General features: G+C 71.9%; 19 protein-coding genes. 15 read left to right on the top strand and 4 right to left on the bottom strand.

Annotation, left to right across the window (positions count from 1 at the left end; genetic code table 11):
- Nucleotides 1-30: 30 nt before the first annotated feature.
- From OHA05_RS29665 to OHA05_RS29715, 11 genes are all read left to right on the top strand, one after another.
- Nucleotides 31-474, top strand: a complete 444-nt coding sequence (locus OHA05_RS29665) for an SRPBCC family protein (RefSeq protein ID WP_313943215.1) — start codon at nucleotides 31-33, stop codon at nucleotides 472-474.
- 236 nt (nucleotides 475-710) lie between these two features.
- On the top strand, nucleotides 711-3,101 hold the full coding sequence (locus tag OHA05_RS29670) for an MFS transporter (RefSeq protein ID WP_328862194.1): 2,391 nt from the start codon (nucleotides 711-713) through the stop codon (nucleotides 3,099-3,101).
- 123 nt (nucleotides 3,102-3,224) lie between these two features.
- Nucleotides 3,225-5,654, top strand: a complete 2,430-nt coding sequence (locus OHA05_RS29675; protein ID WP_328862195.1) for an ATP-binding SpoIIE family protein phosphatase — start codon at nucleotides 3,225-3,227, stop codon at nucleotides 5,652-5,654.
- Nucleotides 5,655-5,907: 253 nt separating this feature from the next.
- The gene (locus tag OHA05_RS29680; protein WP_313943212.1) at nucleotides 5,908-6,657 is read left to right on the top strand and encodes a class I SAM-dependent methyltransferase; all 750 of its coding nucleotides are present in this window, start codon (nucleotides 5,908-5,910) and stop codon (nucleotides 6,655-6,657) included.
- Nucleotides 6,658-6,840: 183 nt separating this feature from the next.
- On the top strand, nucleotides 6,841-7,992 hold the full coding sequence (locus OHA05_RS29685; RefSeq protein WP_328862196.1) for a hypothetical protein: 1,152 nt from the start codon (nucleotides 6,841-6,843) through the stop codon (nucleotides 7,990-7,992).
- Nucleotides 7,993-8,019: 27 nt separating this feature from the next.
- Entirely contained in the window at nucleotides 8,020-8,646 is a 627-nt protein-coding gene (locus OHA05_RS29690; protein ID WP_328862197.1) for a DUF1796 family putative cysteine peptidase, read from the top strand.
- An 82-nt stretch (nucleotides 8,647-8,728) separates the two neighbouring features.
- The gene (locus OHA05_RS29695) at nucleotides 8,729-9,490 is read left to right on the top strand and encodes a PIG-L family deacetylase (protein ID WP_328862198.1); all 762 of its coding nucleotides are present in this window, start codon (nucleotides 8,729-8,731) and stop codon (nucleotides 9,488-9,490) included.
- Between the two features lie 134 nt (nucleotides 9,491-9,624).
- Nucleotides 9,625-10,458, top strand: coding sequence for a M55 family metallopeptidase (locus OHA05_RS29700; RefSeq protein WP_313943208.1), 834 nt, complete (start codon nucleotides 9,625-9,627; stop codon nucleotides 10,456-10,458).
- The gene (locus OHA05_RS29705; protein ID WP_313943207.1) at nucleotides 10,451-11,785 is read left to right on the top strand and encodes a M20/M25/M40 family metallo-hydrolase; all 1,335 of its coding nucleotides are present in this window, start codon (nucleotides 10,451-10,453) and stop codon (nucleotides 11,783-11,785) included. The genes OHA05_RS29700 and OHA05_RS29705 overlap by 8 nt, the downstream gene beginning before the upstream one ends.
- Nucleotides 11,786-11,797: 12 nt before the next feature.
- Nucleotides 11,798-13,801 (top strand): S9 family peptidase, encoded by a 2,004-nt coding sequence (locus OHA05_RS29710; RefSeq protein ID WP_313943206.1) that lies wholly within the window; start codon nucleotides 11,798-11,800, stop codon nucleotides 13,799-13,801.
- Nucleotides 13,798-14,730 carry a S66 peptidase family protein gene (locus tag OHA05_RS29715; protein WP_328862199.1) on the top strand — a complete coding sequence of 311 codons (933 nt, stop codon included), beginning with the start codon at nucleotides 13,798-13,800 and terminating at the stop codon, nucleotides 14,728-14,730. The genes OHA05_RS29710 and OHA05_RS29715 overlap by 4 nt, the downstream gene beginning before the upstream one ends.
- A gap of 6 nt (nucleotides 14,731-14,736) precedes the next feature.
- Here OHA05_RS29715 and OHA05_RS29720 read toward each other — a convergent pair whose 3' ends face one another.
- A complete protein-coding gene (locus OHA05_RS29720; protein WP_328862200.1) occupies nucleotides 14,737-15,804 on the bottom strand; it encodes an adenosine deaminase in 1,068 nt (355 codons plus the stop codon).
- Between the two features lie 123 nt (nucleotides 15,805-15,927).
- The gene (locus tag OHA05_RS29725) at nucleotides 15,928-16,674 is read right to left on the bottom strand and encodes a GntR family transcriptional regulator (RefSeq protein ID WP_313943203.1); all 747 of its coding nucleotides are present in this window, start codon (nucleotides 16,672-16,674) and stop codon (nucleotides 15,928-15,930) included.
- Nucleotides 16,675-16,942: 268 nt separating this feature from the next.
- Between OHA05_RS29725 and OHA05_RS29730 the strand changes: the two genes are divergently transcribed.
- Nucleotides 16,943-17,842 carry an arginase family protein gene (locus OHA05_RS29730; protein ID WP_328862201.1) on the top strand — a complete coding sequence of 300 codons (900 nt, stop codon included), beginning with the start codon at nucleotides 16,943-16,945 and terminating at the stop codon, nucleotides 17,840-17,842.
- Nucleotides 17,843-17,944: 102 nt separating this feature from the next.
- A complete protein-coding gene (locus tag OHA05_RS29735) occupies nucleotides 17,945-19,915 on the top strand; it encodes a DUF5107 domain-containing protein (protein ID WP_328862202.1) in 1,971 nt (656 codons plus the stop codon).
- Nucleotides 19,916-19,939: 24 nt separating this feature from the next.
- On the opposite strand, the gene OHA05_RS29740 is transcribed toward OHA05_RS29735, so the two are convergent.
- Both OHA05_RS29740 and OHA05_RS29745 read right to left on the bottom strand, forming a co-directional pair.
- Nucleotides 19,940-20,290, bottom strand: a complete 351-nt coding sequence (locus OHA05_RS29740; protein WP_313943200.1) for a VOC family protein — start codon at nucleotides 20,288-20,290, stop codon at nucleotides 19,940-19,942.
- A gap of 116 nt (nucleotides 20,291-20,406) precedes the next feature.
- Nucleotides 20,407-21,216, bottom strand: coding sequence for a methyltransferase domain-containing protein (locus tag OHA05_RS29745; protein ID WP_328862203.1), 810 nt, complete (start codon nucleotides 21,214-21,216; stop codon nucleotides 20,407-20,409).
- A gap of 145 nt (nucleotides 21,217-21,361) precedes the next feature.
- Here OHA05_RS29745 and OHA05_RS29750 point away from each other — a divergent pair, with 145 nt between their 5' ends.
- The gene (locus OHA05_RS29750; protein WP_328862204.1) at nucleotides 21,362-21,793 is read left to right on the top strand and encodes a phage holin family protein; all 432 of its coding nucleotides are present in this window, start codon (nucleotides 21,362-21,364) and stop codon (nucleotides 21,791-21,793) included.
- Between the two features lie 342 nt (nucleotides 21,794-22,135).
- Nucleotides 22,136-23,503 carry an MFS transporter gene (locus OHA05_RS29755; protein WP_328862205.1) on the top strand — a complete coding sequence of 456 codons (1,368 nt, stop codon included), beginning with the start codon at nucleotides 22,136-22,138 and terminating at the stop codon, nucleotides 23,501-23,503.
- The last annotated feature ends 9 nt before the right edge of the window (nucleotides 23,504-23,512 follow it).

Below are 23,512 nucleotides of genomic sequence, written 5' to 3' on the forward strand. Positions count from 1 at the left end.
CCCGAACAACCGAGTGCTGGAGGAACAGCAATGGCGCAGGTCGAGGCCACCACGGAACGAATCATCTCGGCGGACGCGGAGAAGGTGTTCGATGCCCTGGCCGACTACGAGAACACCCGCGCGAAGCTGCTGCCCGAGCACTTCAGCGAGTACGAGGTCCGGGAGGGCGGGGACGGCGAGGGCACCCTCGTGCACTGGAAGCTCCAGGCCACGAGCAAGCGCATCCGCGACTGCCTCCTCGAGGTGACCGAGCCCACCGACGGGCAGCTGGTCGAGAAGGACCGCAACTCCTCCATGGTCACCACCTGGACCGTCACCCCCGCCGGGGAGGGGAAGTCCAAGGTCGTCGTCACCAGCGTCTGGAACGGCGCCGGCGGTATCGGCGGGTTCTTCGAGCGGACCTTCGCCCCCAAGGGGCTCGCCCGCATCTACGACGCCGAGCTCGACAAGCTCGCGCACGCGGTCGAGAAGTAGGCCGGCCCGAGTTGCTGTAACACTCACCGTTTCGAGTGGTTTTCCCCGCGGTCTCGTGATGCGCCCCCGGCGCCACGAGCCGCGGGAAAGCCCCTGATGAGCGCCCGACGCGCGCCCCCCGAACGGCAGTTGGCGCCCCCGGCGCGCCGCGTCCCCGAACAACGCCCCGCTTGCTCCCTCTTGGCGTGTAATGCGAAGAATGACGCCGCGCAGGGCGTGACGAGGGGAGCAGATACGTGGGCGGCATCACTCTGGTGAAGGACGAGCAGGCCGCACCGGTCACCGGCGGTCCCTCGGATCCCTCACCCCCGGGAGCCGCGGCCGCGGCTCCCGAACCGCTCAGCCCCCGGCGCGTACGCCTCGTCTTCTGCGGCCTGATGCTCGCGCTGCTCCTCGCCGCGCTGGAGCAGATGATCGTCGCCACCGCGCTGCCCAAGATCGTCGGTGAGCTCCAGGGGCTGGACCGGATGCCCTGGGCGATCACCGCCTATCTGCTCACCGCCACGGTGGGCCTGCCCATCTACGGCAAGCTCGGTGACCTCTTCGGCCGCAAAGGCGTCTTCCAGTTCGCCATCGTCGTCTTCATCATCGGCTCGGCACTGGCCGGATGGTCCCGCAGCATGGACCAGCTCATCGCCTTCCGCGCCATCCAGGGCATCGGCGCCGGCGGCCTGATGATCGGCGTCCAGGCGATCATCGCCGACATCGTCCCGGCCCGTGACCGCGGGCGGTTCATGGGCCTCATCGGGGCCGCCTTCGGTCTCGCATCCGTGGCCGGACCCCTCCTCGGCGGGTTCTTCACCGACCATGTCTCGTGGCGCTGGTGCTTCTACTTCAACGTCCCCTTCGGCGTGCTCACGCTCGTCGTGGTGACCGCCGTGCTGAAGCTCCCGAAGCCAGCCGCACGGGGACGGCTCGACGTGCTGGGCGCGCTCTTCCTCGCGGCCGCTTCCACCTGCCTTGTCCTGCTGACCAGTTGGGGCGGCACCGAGTACGACTGGGACTCGCACGTCATCCTCGGACTGGCGGCCGGCGCCGCCGCAACGGCCGTCCTCTTCCTCGTCGTCGAGTCCTTCGCCCCCGAACCGATCATCCCGCTGAGGCTGTTCCGCGACTCGGTCTTCAACATCACCAGCCTCGTCGGCGCCGTCGTCGGTGTGGCGCTCTTCGGTGCCGCGAGTTATCTGCCGACCTTCCTCCAGATGGTCGACGGAGCCAGCGCCACCGAGTCGGGCCTGCTGATGCTCCCGATGATGGGCGGCATCGTCGTCGCCTCCATCGTCTCCGGCCAGCTCATCAGCCGCACCGGGCGCTACAAGGTCTACCCGGTGCTCGGCAGCGCGGTCTCGGTCGCCGGTATGTGGCTGCTGTCGCGTCTGGAGACCGACACCTCCCGGCTGGAGTACAGCGTCTGGCAGGCGGTGCTCGGCGTCGGGATCGGTCTGGTGATGCCGGTGCTGATCCTCGCCGTGCAGAACGCCGTACCGCCCGCCGACCTCGGCACCGCCACCAGCGCCAACAACTACTTCCGCCAGATCGGCGGCAGCGTGGGCGCGGCCGTCTTCGGCACCCTCTTCGCCGACCGGCTCACCGACTCGCTGGCCGACCGCCTCCCGCGGGGCGCGGGCCTGCCGGACCCCGAGTCGATCACCCCGCAGCTCGTGCACGCCATGCCGCCGGCGATGCGCGACGGCTACATCCAGGCGTACGCCGACGCCATGCCGCGGATCTTCCTCTATCTCGTGCCGGTGCTCGTGCTCGGCCTGTTCATCGCCTTCTTCCTCAAGGAGAAACCGCTGGTGTCCCACAACGCCTCCGCCGCCGAGACCGCTTCGGTGCCCCCGGCCCGCAGTGCGCCCGCCCACTCCTTCGGGGTCCCCGTCTGCGGGACCGTCCAGCACCACGACGGCACCACGGTGCCGCGCGCCGCCCTCACCCTCATCGACGTCCAGGGGCAGCAGATCGGCCGGGGCGCCAGCGGCGAGGACGGGCGGTACGCGCTGAGCGTGCCCGGCTCCGGCTCCTATGTGATGATCGCCGCCGCCGGCGGGCACCAGCCGCAGGCGGTCACCGTCACGGTCGGCGAACGCCCCGTCGAACTGGACGTGGTCCTCGGCGGCGCCGGACGTCTCGCGGGGACGGTGACCACCGCCGACGGCATGCCCGTACGGGAGGCGACGGTCACCCTCACCGATGTCCGCGGCGACGTCGTGGCCACCACTCGCAGCGGGCGCGAGGGCGGGTATGTGATGACGGAGCTGGTGGCGGGGGAGTACACACTCGCCGCGAGCGCCCCCGCCTTCCGCCCCGCCGCGCTCCCGGTGAGTGTGCAGGCCGCGAGGGAGACCCGGCAGGACGTCGAACTGGCCGGAGGCGCGATGCTGCGCGGCACGGTGCGGGCCGGCGGCGGGCGTCCCGTGGAGGAGGCCCGTGTGACGCTCCTCGACGCGGCGGGCAACGTAGTCGACACCCTCACCACGGGCCCCGACGGCACCTTCCGCTTTGTCGACCTCTCCTCGGGGGAGTACACGGTCATCGCGGCAGGTTACCCGCCGGTCGCCACAGTTCTGCAGGTCGCGGGCGGGGGGCGTACCGAACGCGATCTCCAGTTGGGGCACGAGGACTGACTCTTCGTCAGTTTTGCGCGGGCGCACCACCTATTCCACGGTTGCGCCGCACACCGTGTCGCCGCCGCCGTACCGTGGTGCCGAGGCCGCGGTTTCCGGCGGCGGGGAAGGAGCCTCCCAGCCATGGACAGTGGTGTTCCGACACCGCCACGGCAGTTCGCCGTGGCCGGCCGGATTCCGCTCGCCGTGGTCGTCGTGGACGGCGACGGCCTGGTCTCCCACTGGTCGACCGGAGCGCGCCGGCTCTTCGGCCGCGACCGTCAGGAGGCCGTCGGCCGGCCCGCCACCGAACTGCTCCCCGTCACTGGAGCGTTGGCGGCGGATGGCGAGTACGAGGGGTACGACGGCTACGGCGGCCCCGGCACGGGCCTCGACGCCCCGCTGAACGGCCGCACCTCCTACCCGGCGGCGGGCAGGGCCCGGCTCTCCGAGCCCGGCAGCGAGCGCATCGACGTGCTCTGGTGGGCGTATCCCATGGTCGGGCCGGGCACCGAGCGACTGCTCGTCCTGGCCGCCGACGCGCGGCTGTTCGGCGCCGAGGACGAGAGCGTCGAACGCATCGCGCCCGGCTTCGCCCTGCACACCGAGTTCTCCGGCTCGGACGAACTGGCGCGCAGACTCCCCGAGATCCTGCCCAGCATGAGCGTGCAGGAGTCGACGCGGATCGTTTCTCAGATCCTCGAACTCGGCTACCCCGTGCTGGAGTTCAGTCACCACGATCGGGTGCCGGTCACACCCGACTGGGGTGTGCCGCGGCGCACCGAGCGCAGGGCACGGCAACGGGCGGCCGAGGCGGCCGTCGCCGCGGGCCGGGAGGCGGACGCCGCCGATCTGGAGCAGGACCTCGAATACGCCGCCGTCCGCGAGCGCCTCGAATTCCTCAACGAGGTCAGCGGCCGCATCGGATCATCCCTCGACCTCTCCCGCACCATCCAGGAGGTCAGCGCCGCCGTGGTGCCGCGCTTCACGGATGTCGCGGGCACGTACCTGCGTGAGCAGGTCATCGCGGGTGAAGGCTTCCCGGACGGGCCGCCCGACGCGACCACCCTGTGGCACCGGGTCGCCGTCGAGCACGTCGACGAACCGGGCCGCTGGGACGATGTCGTACCGGTCGGCGAGTCGATGCCGTTCCCCGAGCACACGCCGTTCTTCCAGTGCATGACCACCGGTGATCCGGTGCTGGTGCCGAGGATCAGCGAGCAGATGGGTACCGCCATCGCCTCGCAGTTCGAGAAGCGCGACATCCGGCCGCTGATCAACGGCCGCTCCATGCTCGTCGTGCCGCTGAAGGCACGCAACGTCGTCCTCGGCTTCATGATCCTGCTGCGCCACGCGGAGCGCGCCCTGTTCAACGACATGGATCGGGTGACCGGGGCCGAACTGGCCGCACGCGCGGGGCTCGTCCTCGACAACGCCCGGATGTACACCTACCAGGAGAGCGTCGCCGAGACGCTCCAGGACTCGATGCTGCCGCAGGTCACCCCGCGGATGGCCGGGTGCGACACGGCCACGCGCTATCTGCCGGGCACTCTGCTCGGCCGGGTCGGCGGCGACTGGTTCGACTCCGTGAAGCTGCCCGGTTCACGGACCGCCCTGGTGGTGGGCGACGTCATGGGTCACGGGCTCAACTCGGCAGCGATGATGGGGCAGTTGCGGACCGCCGTACAGACGATGGCCGCGCTCGACCTGCCCCCCGAGCAGCTGCTGCGCAACCTCGACGACCTCGCCCAGCGTCTCGGCGAGCACTATCTCGCCACCTGTCTGTACGCGGTCTACGACCCGATCCGGCACGAGCTGCTGATGGCCAACGCCGGGCATGTGCCGCCGGTCCTCGTCCGGGCGGCCGACGGGCGCAGCGAACTGCTCGACCTGCCCACCGGTGCCCCGATCGGCGTCGGCGGAGTGCCCTTCCGGAGCGTCCGGGTGCCCGTGGCCCCCGGCGACCGTCTCGTGATGTGCACCGACGGGCTGGTGGAGGTGCGGGGAGAGGACATCGGGGTCGGCCTCGCGACACTGTGCGAGTCGGCGGCGCACCCGGCCGCCTCGATGGACGACGCCTGCGACACGATCATCCGATCGCTCAACACCCGTGGTGGGCGCAAGGACGACGTCGCTCTGCTGATGGCCCGGCTCAACGGCATCGCTCCCGAGTCGGTCGCGACCTGGGAACTGTCGCTGGAGCCGCGGGAGGCGGCGCGGGCGCGCCGGCTGGTCCGTGGGCAGCTGGCGTCCTGGGGGCTCGCCCCGGTGACGGAGACCGTGGAGCTCCTGGTCGGCGAGGTCGTGACCAACGCGATCCGCCACGCGGACGGGCGCCGTGCGGAACTGCGGCTGGTCAGGGCCGAGTCGCTGGTGTGCGAAGTGGCGGACGACGACCACACCCTGCCGACGCTGCTCGACACCTCGGGGGACGACGAGGCCGGGCGCGGACTGCGGGTGGTGAGCGCGCTGGCGCGTGAGTGGGGGGCCAGCCGTACGGCAGGCGGCAAGACCGTGTGGTTCGAGCTGGCTCTGCCCCGGGCAGGGGCCGCTGCGCGAGCGGGGCACCGGTAGGGCGTGCAGGAGCCCTGCGGGGGCACCCCGTAGGGCGGGTCCGTGTCCGCGCGAGCCCGGCGGGTGCAGGCGCGTCTGTGTCCGTGCCGGCGGGGCAGGCGTAAGGCAGACCCACTTCTGCGCCGGCGAGGCACGAGTGGCCCGACCGTCACGCTGTCGAACGCGACGTGAAGGTATGCACACGATGCTTGTCGCCGTAACACTGGAGCGGTAGACCGATCTTGACGTCGTGTCACATCCTGGGGAGCTGGTCATGAGCGTGACGAGTCGGTACAAGGACGCCTGGGACGGCTTCTGGGGCGAGGCCTCCGGTGAACCGGGATCGGTCCTGTGGGACGCCGAGCCGGCGCTGACCGCGGGACTGCATCTGGCGCTGTACGAACCGCATGTGGACCACCCCGGACTGACCCTGCTGGACCTCGGCTGCGGCAACGGCACCCAGACCCGTTTCCTCGCCGACCGCTTCCCCACGGTGATGGGAGCGGATCTCTCGGCCGCCGCCATCGAACTCGCCGTGCAGCAGGAGAAGTCCCCGGCCGCAGGCGGCGACGCACCCTCGGGCGAGATGCGGTTCCGCCAGCTCGACGCCGTCGATGCCGAGCAGGTGGCCGCACTGCGCGAGGAGCTCGGCGACTGCAACGTCTATATGCGCGGGGTGCTCCATCAGAGCGACCCACAGGACCGCCAGGATCTTGCCGACACGGTCGCGACCCTGGTCGGTGAGCGGGGGCGGGCGTTCGTGGTGGAGCTGGCGGAGGCCGCGGGGCAGCAGCTGGCCCGGCTGGCCCAGGCGGCGTCCGGCCCGCCGCCCAAGCTTCAGCCGGTGTTCCGGCACGGCATCGTGCCCGGAGCGGTGTCGGACGCGGACATGGTCGAGTACTTCCGTACGGCGGGACTCACGGTGTTCGCGAGCGGAAGCCTTCCGCTGACGACGACCGAGTACCAGAAGGACGGTTCGCGGATCGAGCTGCCCTCGAAGTGGCTGGTTCTCGGCCGCCGCTGAGAATGCACCACGAGCTCCATTTCCCCTTCGCAGTACGTCGTCTGACGGAGCGCCAGGTTCCTTTCCGTCGCCGAAAATTGGTCTGGACCACAACGGTGAACTGTGGTTAGGGTGCGCTGTGGACCCGCACCGCTCACCCCGGTCACGGGTCCGCTCCTGCCGAGCTGCTGATGGGACCGGGCTGTGATCGACATCGTGGTGGTGCTGAGGGCCGAGGACGCGGTTCTCGACTTTCTCTCCGTACTCACCGACCCCGAGGCCCGCGAGGTCCACGTCCTGTGCGCAGGCACCGCGGAATCGGTGGTGCTGCCCGCCGGAAGCGACCGGGCCGACCGGCTCGCCGCGCTGGCCCGGCGGGAACGGCCGGTGGACGAAGCCGCCGCCTCACCCGGGTCCGGTCCGCTCGCCGAAGCCATCGGCAAAGCCGCGGCGGGCCGGGCGGCCCGTGTCTGGACACACTCGCCCGCCGACAACCGGGGCAGCCGCGGCCTGCTCGGGCGGGACGCGGCCATCGCGGCCGGGGACCTGTCCGTCCTCCACGCGGTGGGGTACTCGCCCTACCTCCAGGTCGTCAGCGACCTCGACCGTCCCCTCGACCGCGACCTCGCCGCCGCCAAACTCCGCTTCGTGAACCGCCATTGCGGTCATCTGCTGCGTGCCGACTCGGCCCAGCACCGGATCGACACCGCCCGTATCCCGGCGACCGAACGCTTCTTCGCCGCGGGCGCCGACGAGCGGGAGCGGCTGTTCGCCCTCCTCGCGAGTCTCGGGGACGACGCCGCCTCGGTCGTCGACCCCTGGGAGTTCGCCACCTCCGCCTACGAGCAGGAACGACTCGACGCCACGACCTCGTGGATCGCCGGCTGGTGCACCCTGGACGACGGACCGCTGATCGAGGTCGGCGCCTGTGAGGGGGCACTCACCGCCCGGCTGACCGGCAAAGGCTTCGACGTCGAGGCCACCGAGCCCAACGCTGCGTTCCGCGCCCGGCTCGCCGAACGCGTCGCCGGCGAAGCCCGCGTGCACCCCGACGGCCTCGAGACGCTTGCCGCCGAACGACGCCTTCCGGGCGCCGCGTACCTGCTGATCGAGATGCTCTACTACGGCCAGGATCTCGGCCTCCTGGACACGCTTCCGGCCGATCTGGTCTTCGTCGCCCTGGAACCGGCCGCCCTCGCCACACGGCTGCGCCCCTGGCTCGCGGCCTCGACGGGCTGGGAACAGGTCGACGAGACCCAACTGGTCTTCCCCGCGGTGGAGTCGGTGTGCGGCGGCCGGGCCTATCTGAGCAAACGCGGCAGCATCGGCGTCCTGCTGCGCCGGACCGCCGGCTGACATCGCTGTCACGCCCCGGAGGCCCCTGTGTACGACGTCTGTGTCGGGCTCGGATACCACTGCGAGTCGACCTACCAGATCCGGCGCGTCACCGGCAGCGACCGCGCCCATTTCTTCGACTGGCTGGACCTGGAGTTCGAGTCCGTGCTCGAAGCCGTCGAATCCGACTTCCGCAATGTGCTGCGACCCGGGTTGACCGAGCCGTTCAGCGACGGGGCCTGCGCACTCGACCGAGGGTCCGACATCCGGTTCTTCCACGAGTTCCGGGCCGTGGCGGGACACCCGCTGACCGCGGACGACATCGCGCGGCAGTTCCCGGCGGTCAAGGCCAAGTTCGAGCACCTGGCCGTGCGATGGCGTGAACTGACCGCCTCCGACGCCCGGGTCCTCTATGTGCACCACGACGCCTTCGACGAACTCACCGCGGCCGACCTCCGACGGCTCCGAGCACTGCTGTCCGCCCGCAGCCCCGGCCACCGGTTCGCGCTGCTCTGGCTGCGCCGGACACCTCCGCCGGACGCCGCCGCGCTGCCGCCCGGCATCGGCTGGGACACCGTCGCGGCCCGGCCCGGACGCTGGGAAGGCGACGACGACGCCTGGGACGCCGTGTTCGCCCGGCTCGACCCCCACGTCCTGTGGCCCGGATCCGGCTGATCCCTGAACCCCGGGGGCCACTGTTCCCCGGAGGGCGGGCTCCGCCCGGCCTCTCCCGCCCGTCCCACTCCACGAGGAGCCCATGTCTGTGTCCGCACACCCCTTATGGCGCACGGTCGTCCTCTCGCCGCACTTCGACGACGCCGCGCTCTCCCTGGGCGGGCTGCTGCCCCTGCTGCCCGGGCCGACCGCCATCGTCACCGTGTACGGCGGCGCCCCGCCCGCGGACGCTCCGACGTCCTGGTGGGACAGTTCCTGCGGTTTCTCCTCCGCGGCCGAGGCCTACCGGTGCCGCCGTGCCGAGGACGTCGCGGCGTGCGGTCTGCTCGGCGCGGAGCAGGTGGTGCTCGACCATCCCGACGGCCCCTACGCCGACAGCGCCGAACTCCCCGGCCTGGACGCCTTTCTGGAGACGCTCGTGCCGGACGTCCGCCTCCTCGTCCCGCTCGGCACGAACCAGCCGGACCACGCGACGGTGCGGCGCCGGGCCCTGAAGGTCCTCGCCGCCCTCCGCGCGCCCCTGCCCTGGGTCTACGCGGACCTCCCCTACACCGGCCATCTGCCCGAGTGGGGAACCGACGAGGCCGACGCGGCCCTCACGGTGAACACCACCTACGGCCCGGCGTACCGGGAACTGATGGACGGCCACCGCACCACAGTCCGGCACGGTCTGCGCCTCGACGACGACCAGTGGGCGCGCAAGCGGGCGGCCGTGCTGTGCCACGGCTCGCAGCACGCCGCGCTCGCCGGTGACCACGGCGCATTCCTCGCCCGCACGGGACCGCTGAGCGCCGAGTTGATCTGGTCCCTGGAGCCGGGGACACCTCCGGAGGCGGGGTCCTGACGTCGGCGGACGGCGCGTCCTGACGTCGGCGGACCGCGCGCGTTGACCGGAACGGGTGATGCCAGTGGTCCACCCCAGAGGCAGTTATCCACAGGGCTGGTCGACGTGCCGGGCGACGCGTACGGTTTCGTCGCATGAAGATCCTCATCAGCGCCGACATGGAGGGCGCCACCGGTGTCACCTGGCCTGCCGACGTGCTGCCGGGCACTCCCCAGTGGGAGCGCTGCCGGGCCCTGTTCACCTCCGATGTGAACGCCGCGGCTCTCGGCTTCTTCGACGGCGGTGCCGATGAGGTGCTCATCAACGAAGCGCACTGGACCATGCGCAATCTGCTGCTGGAGCAGCTGGACGAGCGGGTGCAGATGCTCACCGGGAAGCACAAGTCGCTGTCCATGGTCGAGGGTGTGCAGCACGGCGACGTGGACGGCATCGCCTTCGTCGGCTATCACACGGGCGCCGGGACCCAGGGCGTGCTCGCGCACACCTATCTGGCCAACTCGATCACGGGCGTCTGGCTGAACGGCACCCGGGCGAGCGAGGGCCTGCTGAACGCGCACGTGGTCGCGGAGTACGGCGTGCCGGTCGTCCTCGTCACCGGGGACGACCTGACCTGCGTCGACGCCGGGGGATACGCGCCCGCGGCCCGCGCGGTCGCGGTGAAGGACCATGTCTCGCGGTACGCGGCGGTGTGCCGGACCCCGGCCCGTACCGCGGCGGACATCCGAGCCGCGGCCAAGGAAGCGACCGCGCTCGCGGTGCGCCACGAACCGGTGCGTGGCGGGCCGTTCACCGTGGAGCTGGAGTTCGACGCGGACCATCTGGCGGCCGCCGCCACCGTCGTGCCCGGGGTCGCGGGCAGCGGGGAGCGGCGCGTCGCCTACAGCAGCGAGACCATGTACGAGGGCATCCGCACCTTCAAAGCGGTCACGACGATCGTCTCGGCGGCGATGGAGGAGCAGTATGGCTGACGTGACAGGGCCCATCGACGACCGGGCGCTCGACGAGGTGGTGACCTTCACCTCCGAGCTCATCCGGATCGACACGACCAACCGCGGGGGCGGGGACTGCGTCGAGCGGCCCGCCGCGGAGTACGTGGCGCAGCGGCTCGCCGACGCCGGCATCGAACCGACCCTGCTGGAACGCACGCCCGGGCGCACCAATGTCGTCGCTCGTATCGAGGGCACCGATCCGTCGGCGGATGCCCTGCTGGTCCACGGTCATCTGGACGTCGTGCCCGCCGAACCCGACGACTGGACGGTGCACCCCTTCTCCGGCGAGATCCGCGACGGCGTCGTCTGGGGCCGCGGCGCGGTCGACATGAAGAACATGGACGCGATGATCCTGGCCGTCGTCCGGGCCTGGGCCCGGGCGGGCGTCAGGCCCCGGCGGGACATCGTCATCGCCTACACCGCCGACGAGGAGGCCAGCGCGGCCGACGGTTCCGGCTTCCTCGCCGACGAGCACCCCGGTCTCTTCGAGGGGTGCACGGAAGGGATCAGCGAGTCCGGGGCGTTCAGCTTCCACGCCGGTCCCGGGATGACGCTCTACCCCATCGCCGCGGGGGAGCGGGGCACCGCGTGGCTCAAGCTGACCGCACGTGGCCGGGCCGGTCACGGCTCCAAGGTCAACCGGACCAACGCCGTCAGCCGCCTCGCGGCCGCTGTCGCCAGGATCGGGGACCACCGGTGGCCCCTGCGGCTCACCCCGACGGTGCGTGCCGCTCTCGCCGAGCTCGCCGCCCTTCAGGGCCTCGACGCCGATGTCGAAGCCGAGGACTTCGACGCGGACGAACTGATGCTGAAGCTCGGCACGTCAGCGGCCCTCGTCGAGCCGACCGTGCGCAACAGCGCCAATCCGACCATGCTGGACGCCGGCTACAAGATCAATGTGATCCCCGGCCATGCCACGGCCTTCATCGACGGACGCATGGTGCCCGGCGGCGAGGACGAGTTCCGCGAGACCATGGACCGGCTGACGGGACCGGACGTGGACTGGGAGTTCCACCACCGCGAGGTGCCCCTCCAGGCACCCGTCGACTCCCCGACCTTCGCCCAACTGCGCGCCGCCGTCGAGCGGTTCGACCCCGAGGGCCATGTCGTGCCGTACTGCATGCCCGGCGGCACCGACGCCAAGCAGTTCTCCCGGCTCGGGATCACGGGCTACGGCTTCTCGCCGCTGAAGCTGCCCCACGGCTACGACTACGCGGCGATGTTCCACGGTGTCGACGAGCGGGTCCCGGTGGAGGCACTCCACTTCGGGGTGCGGGTGCTCGACCACTATCTGCGTTCCGCATAGGGGGAGTTGGAAATGGTACCGACAGGAGCCTATGGAACGTGGCCTTCGCCCATCGCCGCGGCGCTCGCCGCGTCGCACAGCGGAAGGCCCGAGTTCCCCGGCATGGTCGGTGACGAGGTCTGGTGGACGGCGCCGCGCCCGACCGAAGGCGGCAGACGGGCCCTGATGCGCCGCCGGGCCGACGGAGTCGAGGAATCCGTGCTCCCCGCTCCGTGGAACGTCCGCAGCCGCGTCATCGAGTACGGCGGACACCCGTGGGACGGCGTCGTGGAAGGCGACGGCGGAGCGCTCGTCGTCTTCGTGAACTTCGTCGACCAGCGGCTGTACGCCTTCGAGCCGGACGAGCCCGGCGCCGAACCGCGCCCCCTCACACCGCTCTCGTCCGTCGGCGGCGGCCTGCGCTGGGCCGAGCCGAGGATCCACGCCGAGCGGAACGAAGTGTGGTGCGTGCTGGAGGAGTTCACCGGCGAGGCGCCCACCGATGTGCGGCGCGTGATCGCGGCCGTGCCACTGGACGGATCGGCCGCCCGGGACCGCGGCGCCGTGCGGGAGCTCTCCGACGACCGCCACCGCTTCGTCACCGGGCCACGGCTCTCGCCGGACGGACGGCACGCGGCCTGGATCGCCTGGGACCATCCGCGGATGCCCTGGGACGGCACCGTGGTGATGCTCGGCGAGGTGACGCACGACGGCCCGTTCGCCTCGGTGCGCCCCGTCGTCGGGGAGAGCGACGAGTCGGTATGCCAGGTCGACTGGGCTCCGGACGGCTCGCTGCTCTTCGTCTCCGACGCCGGCAACTGGTGGGAGCTCCAGCGCGTCCGGCCGGAAGCCCTCGGGTCCGGTGCCGCGCGGCCCACCCCGCTGTGTCCCGGCCGCGGGGAGGAGTTCGGCGGGCCGCTGTGGAAGCTGGGCCTCACCTGGTTCCGCCCCCTGGCCGACGGACTCGTCGCCGTGATCCACGGCAAGGGCGCCACCACCCTCGGGATACTCGACCCGGAGACCGGCGAACTCGTGGACGCCGCCGGGCCCTGGACCGACTGGGCCCCGATGCTCACCGTGCACGGCGACCGGGTGATCGGCGTGGCGGCCAGCCCGCGCAGCGCCTACGAGATCGTCGAGCTGGACACCCGCACCGGGCGTACCCGGGTCATCGGCTCGGCGCACGACGACCCGGTGGACCCGGCGTACTACCCGGAGCCGCAGATCCGTACCTTCGCCGGTCCCGACGACCGGGCGATCCATGCCCACATCTATCCGCCGCACAGCCCCGACCGGGTGGCGCCCGACGACGAGCTGCCGCCCTACGTGGTCTGGGCCCACGGCGGGCCCACCAGTCAGGTCCCCCTCGTCCTCGACCTGGGGATCGCCTACTTCACCTCCCGCGGCATCGGGGTCGCCGAGGTGAACTACGGCGGCTCCACCGGATACGGCAGGGAATACCGCGAGCGCCTGCGCGAGCAGTGGGGGGTCGTCGACGTCGAGGACTGCGCGGCCGTCGCCGCCGCCCTCGCGGACGAGGGCACCGCGGATCCGGCCCGCCTCGCGATCCGCGGCGGCAGCGCCGGGGGATGGACCACCGCCTCATCGCTGACCAGCACCGATGTGTACGCCTGCGGCACGGTCATCTTCCCCGTGCTGGATCTGGTGAGCTGGGCCGCGAGCGAGACCCACGACTTCGAGTCCCGCTATCTGGATTCGCTGATCGGGCCGATCGACGAGGTGCCCGGCCGCTATCGCGAGCGCTCTCCGTCGGAGCACGTCGACCGGATCACCACACCGTTCCTGCTGCTCCAGGGTCTCGACGACGTCATCTGCCCGCCCGTGCAGTGCGAGCGGTTCCTGGCGCGGATGGCGGGCCGCGGTGTGCCGCACGCCTACATCGCCTTCGAGGGGGAGGGCCACGGCTTCCGCCGTGCGGAGACCATGATCCGCGCCCTGGAGGCCGAACTCTCCCTGTACGCACAGACCTTCGGCATCGCCCGGCCCGACATCCCGCTGCTGGAGCTCAAGAAGTGACCGTCACACCCCTGACGCGGCCCCGACGACTGCGGGCGGGGGACAGGGTGGCCGTCGTCGCTCCGAGCGGACCCGTCCCCGACGACCGTCTGGAGGAGGGCCTCGGCATCCTGCGGGGCTGGGGCCTGGAGCCTGTCGTGATGCCCCATGTCCGCGGACGGCATCCGGAGTTCTGGTACCTCTCCGCATCCGACGACGACCGCGCCCGGGACCTGACGGACGCCTGGTGCGACCCGTCGGTGTCGGCCGTCATCTGCGCCCGCGGAGGGTACGGCGCGCAGCGCATGACCGACCTCCTCGACTGGACGGCCATACGGTCGGCCGGCCCCAAGGTGTTCGTCGGCTACAGCGATGTGACCGCCCTGCACGAGGCGTTCGCGACCCGCATGGGCCTCGCCACACTGCACGGGCCGATGGTGGGCGCGACCACCTTCCTCAAGGACGACCGCACGCAGGAGTCGCTGCGGGCCACGCTGTTCGAGCCGGAGTCGGTGCGCACACTCGGCCTGGACACCGCCCGCACGATGATCCCCGGCCGGGCCCGGGGCATCACCCTCGGTGGCTGCGTCAGCCTCCTCGCCGCGGACCTCGGCACACCGCACGCCAGGCCCTCCGCCCGGGGCGGACTGCTGCTGCTGGAGGACGTGGGCGAGGAGGACTACCGCCTCGACCGGGTGCTCACCCAGCTCCTGCGCACCGGCTGGCTCGACGGCGTCGCGGGTGTCGCCCTCGGCTCCTGGGCGCAGTGCGGCCCCTACGAACAGATCCGGGCCGTGCTGCGGGACCGCCTGGGCGGCCTCGGTGTCCCGGTGGTCGAGGAGCTGGGCTTCGGGCACAGCGACACCGCTCTGACGATGCCGCTCGGCGTTCCGGCGGAGCTGGACGCCGAGTCGTGCACCCTCACGCTGGACGAACCGGCGCTGATCTGACGACGGTCAGCGGCCGAGCGCCGCGTACCCCGGCCTGATGACCTCGTCGATCAGCCGGCGGCGCTCCGGCAGCGGCAGGAACGCGGACTCGACCGCGGCGACCGTGAGCTCCTCGAAGACCTCGGGGCCGTAGCCGAACGCGTCCGCCATGTGCTGGAACTCCTGGCTCATGGTCGTCCCCGACACCAGACGGTTGTCGGTGTTGAGCGTGACGCGGAAGCCGAGGCGGCGCAGCAGGTCGAGCGGGTGCGTCGCGTAGTCCTTGGCCGCGCCCGTCTGGAGGTTGGAGGTCGGGCAGACCTCCAGCGCGATGCCGTTGTCCCGGACGTAGGCGGCGAGCCCGCCCAGCTCCGCGGTGCCGTCGTCGTGCACCGTGATGTCGTCGGTGATGCGCACACCGTGCCCGATCCGCTCGGCGCCGCAGATCTGCACGGCCTCGTGGATCGACTCGGCGCCCACGGCCTCACCGGCGTGGATCGTGAAGTGGCAGTTGTGCCGCTTCAGATGCTGGAAGGCGGGCAGATGGCGGGCCGGCGGGTTGCCGATCTCGCCGCCCGCGATGTCGAAGCCCGCCACCCCACGGTCCCGGTGGGCGACCGTGAGCTCGGCTATCTCCAGCGACCGGTCGGTGTGACGCATGCCGGTGAGCAGGGCGCGGACGGTGATCCGGCCGTCCGCGCGGCGCTCGCCCTCGCGGAATCCGGCGTTGACCGCGTCCACGACCTCGTCGAGGGTCAGACCGCGCTCCAGGTGCTGCTCGGGGGCGTAGCGCACCTCGGCGTAGACGACGCCGTCCGCCGCCAGGTCCTCGGCGCACTCCGCCGCGATGCGCTCCAGCGCCTCGCGGGTCTGCATCACCGCGCAGGTGTGGGCGAAGGTCTCGAGATAGCGCTCGAGCGAGCCGGAGTCCGCCGCGTCACGGAACCAGGTCGCGAGCGCGGCCGGGTCCTCGGTGGGCAGATCGCGGTAGCCGCACTCCCGGGCCAGTTCGATGATCGTGGCGGGGCGCAGGCCGCCGTCGAGGTGGTCGTGGAGGACGGCCTTGGGCGCGCGCAGGATGTCAGACAAGTGCATGCACCGGGAGTGTACGGCACCCGCTCCGGGCGGGCCGTGACGGCCGTCTCACGAGCCCGCCGGTCGGCTCGTCCGGAGCGTCGGCCCCTCCGATCGGTTCGTCCGGAGCGCCGACCCCGCCGGTCAGTTCGTCTGGAGCACCGGCATCGCGGGCGCGCCCGTCGGCAGCATGTGCTTGGCGGCCAGGATCGCGGTGTCCCCGACCCGTACCACCTGCGTGATCAGGACGGCGGGGGTGTCGGCCGCCCGGCCCAGCTGCTCGCCGCGCCGCCGCCCGAGCAGTGTCGCGCTCATCGCGCTGTGCGCGGTCAGGGCCACTCCGCGCGAGGCGCCGGTCAGGACCGCGAGCATCGAGCCGGCAGGGGCGGACGCGGTGCGCAGCGCCTCGGCGAAGTCCGGGTGCGCCTTCTCCAGCACCTCGTCGGCGGCCGCCCACTCCTGGCTGAGCGCCGCCGCCGTACCGTCCCCGGCCAGCAGCGACTCCCAGAACCGCAGCTCCGCGCCGGCCGGTGCCAGCAGATGCTGGGTGGTGAAGTCGGTGGGTTCCTCGACCGTGCGCAGCAGCGGCCGCACCCGCAGCGGGGAGCCTGCGGCGAGCAGGTCCTCCAGCGGCTGGATGTGCTCGTAGCCCCGTCGGGGCGGGCGGTCGCTGACGGTCCTGCCGACGCCTCGCCGGACCGAGAGCAGTCCGTCCTCCTGGAGCAGGAGCAGGGCCTCGCGCAGGGCGGGTCGGCTCACCCCCAGTTCACCGGCCAGCCGGGGTTCCGACGGAAGAGTGGAGCCGGGCGGGTAGGTGCCGTCGTGGATCGCGTCGGCGATCCGCTCGTACAGCACGACGACCGGTCTGCGCTGCTGCCCGCCGACTGCCATGGCCCCTCCTCGGTTCGCCTCGGCCACTTGTCAGACAAGGATGGTGAACGGCGCTCAGGGTGGCAAGCCGCCGACGGCCGGTGTCGTCAGCTTGCCATGCCTCCACCCGCACGTCCGGCTCCGGTGTCCGGCAGGCCCCTGCCCGCGGGTTGTGACCTGACGCGATGTCGGATTCCGCCTCCCGCCTTCCTCCCGCCCGCTTTCCTGCCGCCGCCTTCCTCTCGTCGCACACATTGAAGACCCGGTGGACGCGCGTGAGGATGGAACGATGCGAAATATCGTGATCGTCGACGCTCCCTCGAACCTGGGCCTGCGCCCACCCGCCCCCGGAGCCGTGCCGGGCTGCTACAAGCTCGCCGGCGCGCTGCGGGAACAGCGCATCGTCCAGCGGCTCGGAGCCTTTGAGGGCGGTGTCGTCGTACCGCCGCGCTACGACCGGGGCGACTGGCAGGAGGGCGACGGTGTCTTCAACGCCGACGCGATCGCCGCGTACACCCCCAGGCTCGCGGACCGTATCGAACACCATGTGCGCGCCGGTGACTTCCCCCTCGTCCTCGGCGGGGACTGTTCGATCCAGCTCGGCGCCTCGCTCGCCCTGCGCCAGCTGGGCCGGTACGGGCTCGCCGCGGTCGACGCCTCCGCGGATTTCCGGCACCCCGGCAACTCCGCGCACGTGGGCGCGGCGGCCGGTGAGGAACTGGCGCTCGCCACCGGGCGCGGCCAGGAGGACCTGACGAACCTGGAAGGGCTGCGGCCCTATCTGCGGGACGAGGACATCCGGCTCATCGGCATCCGCGACTGCTTCCACGACGACCGCGCCGAACTCGCCGAGCTGAAGATCCCGACGATGACGGTGGCGGAACTGCGCGAGTGGGGCATCCCCGAACTGACGTCGGCCGTCGTGCAGACCCTCGAAGTGCCCCCGCTGGAGGGCTATTGGGTCCATCTCGACGCCGATGTGCTCGACCCGCGCGTCATGCCGGCCGTCGACAGCCCCGACCCGGACGGGCTGCTGCCGCACGAACTGACCCTGCTGCTCAAGGGACTGGTGCGTTCGCCCCGTTGCGTGGGCATGAATGTGACCGTGTACGACCCCGATCTCGACCCGGACGGCGGCGCGGGAGCGCTGCTCACCGATCTGATCGTCGCCGCCTTCACCGAGGACTGACCCCCCGAGCCCTCTGGCCGGGGCGGCGACAAAGCTGTTCCATGGTCGTCGGGTTGCCGCCGGAACCGTCGGCGGCCCCGCGGCGAGCAAAGCGAGGTTGCCTTGGCCACGACCGTCCGGCGCACCGTACTGACCCTGCCCGCAGCCCCCGTGGGGCCGCCGAACCCGCTGCCCGCGCTGCGACCGCTCGACGAGATGCACGCGATCGACGAGCGGACCAGAGCGGAACTGCCGCGCGAGATGGCGCGGCAGATCGGCTACGAGCCGTTGCGCACCCTGCTGCCGGTGCGCGTACTGGACGGCTACGGCCGCGACCGCGCCCCCGCCGATCTCGACGCGATCGTCATCGAGAACGACCACCTGCGTGCGACCGTGCTCCCGGGCCTCGGCGGCCGGATCCACTCGCTGCACCACAAGCCCACCGGCCGTGAACTCCTCTACCGCAACCCGGTGTTCCAGCCGGCCGACTTCGCGCTCAACGGTGCCTGGTACTCCGGCGGCATCGAGTGGAACATCGGCGCGACCGGCCACACCACACTGTCCTGCGCACCCCTGCACGCGGCCGTCGTGCCGGCCCCGGACGGCGGCCGGATGGTCAGGCTCTGGGAATGGGAACGGCTGCGGGACCTGCCCTTCCAGGTCGATCTGTGGCTGCCCGCCGACTCCGCGTTCCTCCATGTCGGCGTGCGGATCCGCAATCCGCACGAGAAGCCCGCGCCCGTGTACTGGTGGTCCAACATCGCCGTCGAGGAGCACGCGACCACCCGCGTGCTCGCCCCCGCCGACGAAGCCTGGCACTTCGGTTACGAACGCAGCCTGCGCCGGGTGCCCGTACCGGAGTACCGCGGCGCGGACCGGACGTATCCGCTGCGCAGTGAGTACCCGGCCGACTACTTCTACGAAGTGCCCCCCGAGGCCCGCAAATGGATCGCCTCCCTGGACGCCGTGGGGCAGGGCCTCGTGCAGACATCGACCGACACCCTGCGCGGCCGGAAGCTGTTCCTGTGGGGCTCCGGACGCGGCGGCCGGCGCTGGCAGCAGTGGCTGACCGAGCCGGACACCCCGGGATACGCCGAGATCCAGGCCGGTCTCGCCCGCACCCAGCTGGAACACGTACGGCTCGACGGCGGCGAGGAGTTCAGCTGGCTGGAGTCGTACGGCCCGCTGGCCGCGGACCCCGACACGGTGCACGGCGAGGACTGGGGCGCGGCCCGTGCCGAGGTGGAGGCGCGCCTCGCGGACGCGCTGCCGCGCGAGACCGTCGACGCCGCGTACGAGGCCTGGCTGCCCTGCGCGGACACCGAACCGGCCACCCGGCTCGCCCGCGGATCCGGCTGGGGAGCGCTCGAAGTCCTGCGCGCGGGCCACAAACTGCCCGGCACACCCTTCGACGAGTCGACGCTCGACGAGGAACAGGCGCCCTGGCGTGAGCTGTTGACGAGCGGTGTCCTGCCCGAGCCGCGCCGCGTCGCCCCGCCGGGCCCCTCACTCGTCGCCCCGCACTGGCGGGACATGCTGGAGACCGCTCCCGCCGACCCGCTGACCGAGTACCACCTGGGTGTCGCCCAGTGGCACGCCGGCGATCTCGCGCAGGCCGTCCGGAGCTGGGAGCGGGGACTGGCGCTCGCCCCCTCGCGCTGGCCGTTGCTGCGCTGCCTCGCCGTCGCGGACCAGGAGGGCGGCAACGGCCGACGGGCCGCCGAACGCTATCTGGAGGCGTTCGACGACCTGTGCCAGGAGCGTCGCGACGACGGCGAGGCATGGACGGCGGCCCTGGCGGCTCTCGGCCGTGAGGCGATCGACGCACTCCTCGCGGCCGACCGTCCGGCGGACGCCCGCTCGGTCTGGTCCCGGCTGCGCCCGGCGGTACGGCAGCGCGGCCGGTTCCGTCTCGCGGAGGCCAGACTGCTCCTCGCCGAGGGCCGGCCGCGGGAGGCACGGGCGGTCTTCGACGAGGGCTTCGAGGTCGCCGACCTGCGGGAGGGTGCGGAGATCCTCAACGAGGTCTGGGCGGCCACGACGGACGACCCGCTGCCCGACGCGTACGAGTACCGGATGCGGCCGCAGGGCTGACGCGGTTGCCCCGGCGGCCGGTGCTCAGACCGCCTTGCGGTCGACGTACTCGAAGACCGCGCCGTCGGGGTGAACGGCGATCAGATTGCGGCCCGCGGGGGTCGGGACCGGTCCGGCCACGACCTGTGCGCCGACCTGGGAGAGGGTGGCGTACGCATCGTCCACGTCGGCGACCGCGATCGTCGCCGTCACCTTGCGCAGCACTTCGAGCTCCGACTCGGGGCCGCTCATCAGCAGGAAGCAGCCGACGGCCGCGACCGAGACACCGCCGCGCTCGAAGCGCATCGGCTCGGTGCCGGTGAGGCGTTGGTAGAAGGCCGCCGCGGCCTCCAGGTCGTCGACGCAGATGCGCAGCGTGGTTCCCAGGATCTCCATAGGCAGAGCCTAGTAAAGGGGGCGGGGAGGTGGAATAAGTTGCCCGATTGAGGGCGTGATGCGAGGATCCGCGGCGCCGGTCGGGCTTGCGGGGATGGCGGTCCACCGCGGGACGTTCAGGCCCGGCAGAGCACCTCGGCGTGCGGCACGAGGAAACAGGCGTCCTCGTGCGAGCCCCACGCGCGCCAGCCCTCGGCGATGGCCTTCAGCCGGTCGGCGGTGGTGTGACCGCCGTCGACCGCGAGTTCGGCATACACCGACGCCGTCGTCCGGTCCGCCCACAGCCCGCTCCACCACGCCCGGTCCTGCGCTCCGGCGAAACACCACGCCGAGGCGGTGACGGTGACCTCGTCGAAGCCGGCGGCGCGCGCCCAGGACAGCAGCTGCCGACCGGCGTCGGGCTCACCGCCGTTGGCCCGTGCGACCCGACGGTAGAGGTCCAGCCACTCCTCCAGCAGAGGGGTCTCGGGGAACCAGGTGAAGGTGCCGTAGTCGCTGTCGCGCGCGGCGACCGTGCCGCCGGGGCGGCACACCCGTCGCATCTCGCGCAGCGCCTGGACCGGGTCACCCACGTGCTGAAGCACCTGATGCGCATGGACGACGTCGAACGAGTCGTCGGGGAAGTCCAGTGCGTGGACGTCGGCGACGGTGAAGTCCGTGTTGCCCAGCCCGCGTTCGGCCGCCAGCTCACGGGCCTTGCCGACGATGTCCGCGGCCAGGTCCACGCCCGTGACATGGCCCTCGGGGACCAGGGCCGCCAGGTCGGCGGTGATGGTCCCCGGGCCGCAACCGATGTCGAGGATCCTCATGCCGGGCTGCAGCTCGTCGAGGAGGTAGGCGGCCGAATTGGCCGCGGTGCGCCAGGTGTGCGAGCGCAGTACGGACTCGTGGTGACCGTGGGTGTAGACGGCGGTCTCCTGCGGCATGGCCGGATCTCCTCTGGTGCGAACTGCCCCGGATGATGAGAACAGCCTAGGGCGCTCCGCCGCATATTGAGACCCGCGTCTTGCATGATGGACGCGGACCGGGCGTGGCGCGTTAGGCACCGAGGCCGCCGGGTACCCGCGCCCCATGGACACGAACCTGTCGGATCTCGCGGCTCAGAATGTTGCGCAGGTCGTCCGGGACGCCCTCAAGGACGAGTTGCGCGAGCAGACCAAGAAGCAGCGGCACGCCGCCCGTATGTACGCGGGCGCCAGTGCCGCCGGTCTCTACGGCGGTGCGGCGGTCGTCGCCAGCGCCGTCCTCGCGCTCGCCCTCGTGATACCCGGCTGGGCGGCCGCCCTGATCGTCGCCGTTCTGCTGCTGGCCGCGGCCGAGATGATGAAGCGCGCCGCCAAGCCGGGGCCGGATGCGGCCGTCGCCGGGACGACCGGAACCCCGGCGGTGGTCGAGGAGCCGCCCATGCCGGAGGCGCCCCCGGTCGTACCGCCCGCCGGGAGCCCGGTCGGCCCGCCGCCCGTCACACCGCCGGCCGTGCCGCACGCGCGCGAGAAGGAGTAGATCTCCGAGGCAAGTCCCCGACCCGGCAACGGGAGTGTGCGGACAGGCGAGATGAGGGGGCGTCCACCGCGGTGGACGCCCCCTCACCCGTATCCAGGTGGGCGAGCGAGATCGCCTTTCGCGTCGGGCTCGGGAAGGCTAGGGTTCCGGCGCAGCGAGCCACCCACGAGGAGCCAGAGATGCCCGGTCGTCCGAGCGCGCGTTGACGTTGTAGGCCGTGACCGGCCTGTCATCGCGTGCTGCCCTTGACGTTGCGGCACAGCGAGCCTTCCCCTGCCCGAACCGGTGCGCCTGAGACGCGCCGGGTGACGGGCCTCGTTGTCGGCAACCCGAGGGATCCCCGTGCCGTCCGCATCCTCCGCCGTATCCGATTCCGGCCGGCCTGCTCCGTCGAGCCTGTGGCGGGACGCCGACTTCCGCAGACTCTGGATGGGGCAGACAGCCTCCCAACTCGGCGAACACGCCCATCTGGTGATCCTGCCGCTCTTCGCCGTCGTGACACTCGACGCCAGCGCCGGCCAACTGGGTGCCCTTCGCGCGGTGGGGCAGGCGCCGATCCTGCTGCTCTCGCTCTTCGCCGGCGCGTGGGTCGACAGATGGCGGACCCGTACGACGATGGTGCTCACGGACGTCGGCCGGGCTCTCGTCCTGGGCGCCGCCGCCGTGGCCGGCCTCTTCGGCGTGCTCGGCCTGCCCGCGTTGACGGCGCTCGCCTTCGCCGTCGGGACCCTGTCCGTGTTCTTCGACGTGGCCTACCAGGCGTCTCTCGTACGGCTGGTGGAACGCGACCGACTGGTGCGAGGCAACAGCGCGCTGGAGGGCAGCCGGTCCGCGGCGCAGATCGCCGGTCCCGCTCTCGGCGGTGCGTTGGTGACCCTGTTGTCGGCGCCGCTCGCCACCGCCTCCAACGCACTGTTCTTCGCGCTGTCGTTCCTGTCGATCCGGCGGATCCGCCGCTCAGAATCCGCCCCGGAACGCGCGGAACGTCCCCCAGGCGTCTGGCGGCGGATCCAGGAGGGCCTGCGATTCGTCGCCGGCGACACCGCACTGCGGGCCGTGTGCCTGGCCTCGGCCGCCTTCCAGTTCTCCTTCGCGGCCATGATGACCGTCTATCTGCTCTTCCTGCCGCGGGAACTGCACCTGTCGGGAACGGTCGTAGGGCTGGTACTCGCGGCGGCGGGACCCGGCGCGCTGCTGGGCGCGCTGCTGGCCGCCCGCCTGCCGAGCCGGTTCGGCCACGGCGTGGTGCTCGTGTGCGCGGCGGTACTCGGCGACGGCGTGTTCCTGTGCGTGCCCGCGCTGCGCGGCTCCTCCGCGGTGACGATTCCCGTACTCCTCGCGGCCGGCTTCGTGTTCGGGCTCGGCGGCCAGTTGGTGAACGTCACGGTCATGGCCGTCCGGCAGGCCGTCACTCCGGCCGGGATGCAGGGCCGCGCGGCCGCGACGATCACGTTTGTCGGCATGGGACTGACCCCGCTCGGTTCTCTGCTCGGCGGAATCCTGGCGCAGGAGTGGGGACTGCGCGCCGGCCTGCTGGTGACGGCCGCGGGCATGATGCTGTCCCCGGCGGTGATGGCTGTGTCCCCACTCGCCCGCCTGGGTCGGGAACTCCCCGCCCCGCGCGACGCGCCTGTGAGCTCGAACGAGAGCTCGAACGACGCGCCGCCGGGTTCGCACGACGCGCCGCCGAGCTCACGCTCCTCGACGTGAGTCCTTGCC

Origin of the sequence: Streptomyces sp. NBC_00306, from assembly GCF_036169555.1 — a bacterium.
GTDB classification, from domain to species: Bacteria; Actinomycetota; Actinomycetes; order Streptomycetales; family Streptomycetaceae; genus Streptomyces; species Streptomyces achmelvichensis.